This window comes from Kitasatospora sp. NPDC007106, from assembly GCF_040634455.1.
Taxonomy (GTDB): Bacteria; Actinomycetota; Actinomycetes; order Streptomycetales; family Streptomycetaceae; genus Kitasatospora; species Kitasatospora arboriphila.
Genome location: NZ_JBEYFP010000716.1, coordinates 1 through 2,978, shown reverse-complemented (window position 1 = coordinate 2,978; position 2,978 = coordinate 1). Strand labels below are relative to the sequence as shown.

3 protein-coding genes are annotated in these 2,978 nt (G+C 73.7%); 1 reads left to right on the top strand and 2 read right to left on the bottom strand.

Annotated elements, in window-relative coordinates; all coding sequences use genetic code 11:
* A partial coding sequence (locus ABZ641_RS31285) for an FAD-dependent oxidoreductase (RefSeq protein ID WP_359987264.1) occupies positions 1 to 931 on the top strand: 931 nt, incomplete at its 5' end.
* Between the two features lie 16 nt (positions 932 to 947).
* On the opposite strand, the gene ABZ641_RS31280 is transcribed toward ABZ641_RS31285, so the two are convergent.
* Together ABZ641_RS31280 and metF are read right to left on the bottom strand one after the other, a co-directional pair.
* Complete coding sequence (locus ABZ641_RS31280) at positions 948 to 1,814, bottom strand: hypothetical protein (RefSeq protein ID WP_359987262.1); 867 nt, start codon at positions 1,812 to 1,814, stop codon at positions 948 to 950.
* An 87-nt stretch (positions 1,815 to 1,901) separates the two neighbouring features.
* Entirely contained in the window at positions 1,902 to 2,816 is a 915-nt protein-coding gene (metF, locus tag ABZ641_RS31275) for a methylenetetrahydrofolate reductase [NAD(P)H] (RefSeq protein ID WP_344628020.1), read from the bottom strand.
* Between the last annotated feature and the right edge of the window lie 162 nt (positions 2,817 to 2,978).

Below are 2,978 nucleotides of genomic sequence, written 5' to 3'. Positions count from 1 at the left end.
CGCCGACCCGTACCCGCGGCCGCCGCGCCGCGGCCCCGCCAAGTGGCTGCCGCGCGGCTCGTACACCCTCGGCGACGTGGCCCGCCGCGAACTCGGCGACCACCCCGGGCTGACGGCGCTGCTCACCGAGTACGCGACCCGGTTCGGCCTCGGGCCCGACGCTCCGGCCGGGGCGACCGTGCTGGCGTACATGGAGCAGTCCTTCGGCGTCTGGTACGTCCGCGGCGGCATCCGGACGCTGGCCGACGCGGTGTTCCGCCGCTGCGAGCAGCGCGGGGCCGAGTTCCGCTTCGGCACCCGGGTCGCCGAGGTGCTGACCGCGGGCGGCCGGGCCTGCGGGGTGCTCACGGCCGACGGCGAGCGGATCGAGGCCGACCTGGTGCTCTCCTCCTCGCCCGACCCGGGCCTCGGCTGGGAGAAGCCGGGCGGCGGGCTCGGCCGGGTGCGGGTGCTGCTCGCCCTGCGCGGGGCCCGGCCGGAGGGCACCGTGCACCGGACGGTGGTGCACGCCGGGGGCGCGGACTGGGAGAGGGACGCGCTGCTGCACGAGGAGAGCGTCCCCGAGGGGCCGACCGTGCAGGTGCTGCGGCCGGACGACCCCTCCCTGGTACCGGACGCCGACCACGAGGCGGTCACCCTCACCGTCACCTGCGGGGTACGCGAGGGCGACGACCTGGACGCCTACGCGGGCCACCTGCTCGACCACCTGGCGAAGTCCGGGCTGGACCTGCGCGAGCGGGTGCTGTGGCGCGAGGTGCGGTCCACGGCGTGGGTGCCCGTCCCCTCGCTGGCGGGCGGCACCCTCAACCCGCCGAACGGGACGGGTGTCCCGGGCCTGTACCGGATCGGCGGCGGCGCCCACCCCGGCGGCGGGCTCGCCAGGGTCGGCATGTCCGCCTCGATCACCGCCGGGCTGATCGGCCCGGCCTGACGGCCGGCCGCCGGGCTCAGCCCTGCTGCTGGTAGTCCCAGGTCTGCTGCTGGTCCTGGCCCTGCTGCTGCGGGACGGCCGGCTGCTGCTGGTACTCCCAGCCCTGCTGGTAGTACTGGCCCTGCTGGTAGTACTGGCCCTGCTGCTGGGCCTGGAGCTGCTGCGCCTGCTGGGCGGCGAACTGCTGCGCGGCGTACGGGTCCTGCTGGTACTGGGCGTAGGCGGCCTGCTGCGCGTAGGCGACCTGCTGGCCGTACGCGTCCTGCTGCTGGTACTGGGCGTGGGCGACCTGCTGCTGCGCCGCCCACTGCTGGTCCCAGCCGTAGCCGTAGCCGGCCTGCTGCTGGGCGTACGCGTCCTGGTGGGTGGCCTGCTGCGGGAAGCCCTGCTGGGTCCAGACCTGCTGCTCCTGCTGCTGGTACGCCTGCGGCTCGGCGTAGACGCCGTCGGCGGCGACCTCCTCGACCTCGGTGTACGCGGCGAGGGCCACGTCGGGCTCGACCGGGCCGACCTCGCCGACGACCGGCGGCTCGGGCAGGGCCGTCTCCTCGGCGCCGGTCGCACCGCCGGTGGCGGCGCTCAGCAGCGGGACACGGGCCAGCGGGCCGGGCAGGGCTCCGTCCTCACGGCGCAGCGACCAGCCGGCGACGAAACCGCGCTTCACCGAGGTGGTCACGAAGAACTGGCCGACCGCGAAGGCGGCCGCGCCGATGCCGATGACCAGCACCGACTGCAGCCGCATGCCGCCGACCACCAGGAGGAAGCCGGACAGGGCGACGCCGCGCCACACCAGCGGGGCACGGTTCTGCAGCAGCAGCTCGGCGATCAGCCAGAGCGCGACGACCGCGAGTGCGGCGTACAGCAGCAGGTACCCGATGCCCATCCCGCTACCTCCACTCACGCGCCCCGCATGTGCGGGCGACTGTACAGGCTGCGGGCGGACACCACTGCATCCTCGGCAGGACCGGCCTCAGCGCCGGTGCAGGCCGAGGTTCTGGTAGATCTCCAGCGTCGAGGTGGAGTGGTTGAGGGTGATGAAGTGCAGGCCCGGCGCGCCCTCGGCGAGCAGCCGCTCGGACATCGCGGTGGCGTGCTCGATGCCCACCGCCCGCACCGCGTCCGGGTCGTCGGCGACGGCCAGGAAGCGGTCCTTCAGCTCCTCCGGGAAGTCGGAGCCGGACAGCTGCGGGAAGCGCTCCAGCTGCCGGATGTTGGTGACCGGCATGATCTCCGGGATGATCGGCGTGGTGCAGCCCGCCGCCGCGACCCGGTCGCGCAGCCGCAGGTAGTCCTCCACCTCGAAGAACATCTGGGTGATCGCGTAGTCGGCGCCGGCCCGGCACTTGGCGACGAAGTGGCGGATGTCCTCGTCCCAGTTCTCCGACCGCGGGTGCATCTGCGGGAAGGCGGCCACGCCCACGCAGAAGTCGCCGATCCCCTTGATCAGCTCGACCAGCTCGTAGGCGTAGGTGACGCCCTCCGGGTGCCGGACCCACGCGCCCATCGGGTCGCCGGGCGGGTCGCCGCGCACCGCGAGCACGTTGCGCACGCCCTCGTCGGCGTACTGGCCGATGATGTTGCGCAGCTCGGCCACCGAGTGGTCGACGGCGGTCAGGTGGGCGACCGGGGTCAGGGTGGTCTCGGTCGCGATCCGGCCGACCATGTTGACCGTCCGGCTGCGCGAGGAGCCCCCGGCACCGTAGGTCATGCAGACGAAGTTGGGGTCGAGCGCCTCGACCCGGCGGATCGCGTCCCAGAGGCGGCGCTCGCCGACCTCGTTGCGCGGCGGCATGAACTCGAACGAGAACGAGCGGTCACCGGCCGCCAGCAGGTCCCGGACGGTCGGCGCGTGGTCGGTCCGGGTGGAGGGGATGCCGAGTGCCATGCTGGCAGGCTAGCGGTCAGGCGCGGAGGGTGACCAAACGTAGTCCACTGAATGAGACGTGCACGTGGGTGCTCGGCGACGCCGTCCGCGACGCACTCGACCCGAAGCTGCGCTGAGAGGGGCCCCCACCAACCATGAACAGCGGCAACAGCGACGACGACG

Bases quoted from the DNA above. Each gene is read 5' to 3' on its own strand.
- ABZ641_RS31280 (WP_359987262.1), bottom strand. From the start codon at position 1,814: ATGGGCATCGGGTACCTGCTGCTGTACGCCGCACTCGCGGTCGTCGCG.
- metF (WP_344628020.1), bottom strand. From the start codon at position 2,816: ATGGCACTCGGCATCCCCTCCACCCGGACCGACCACGCGCCGACCGTC.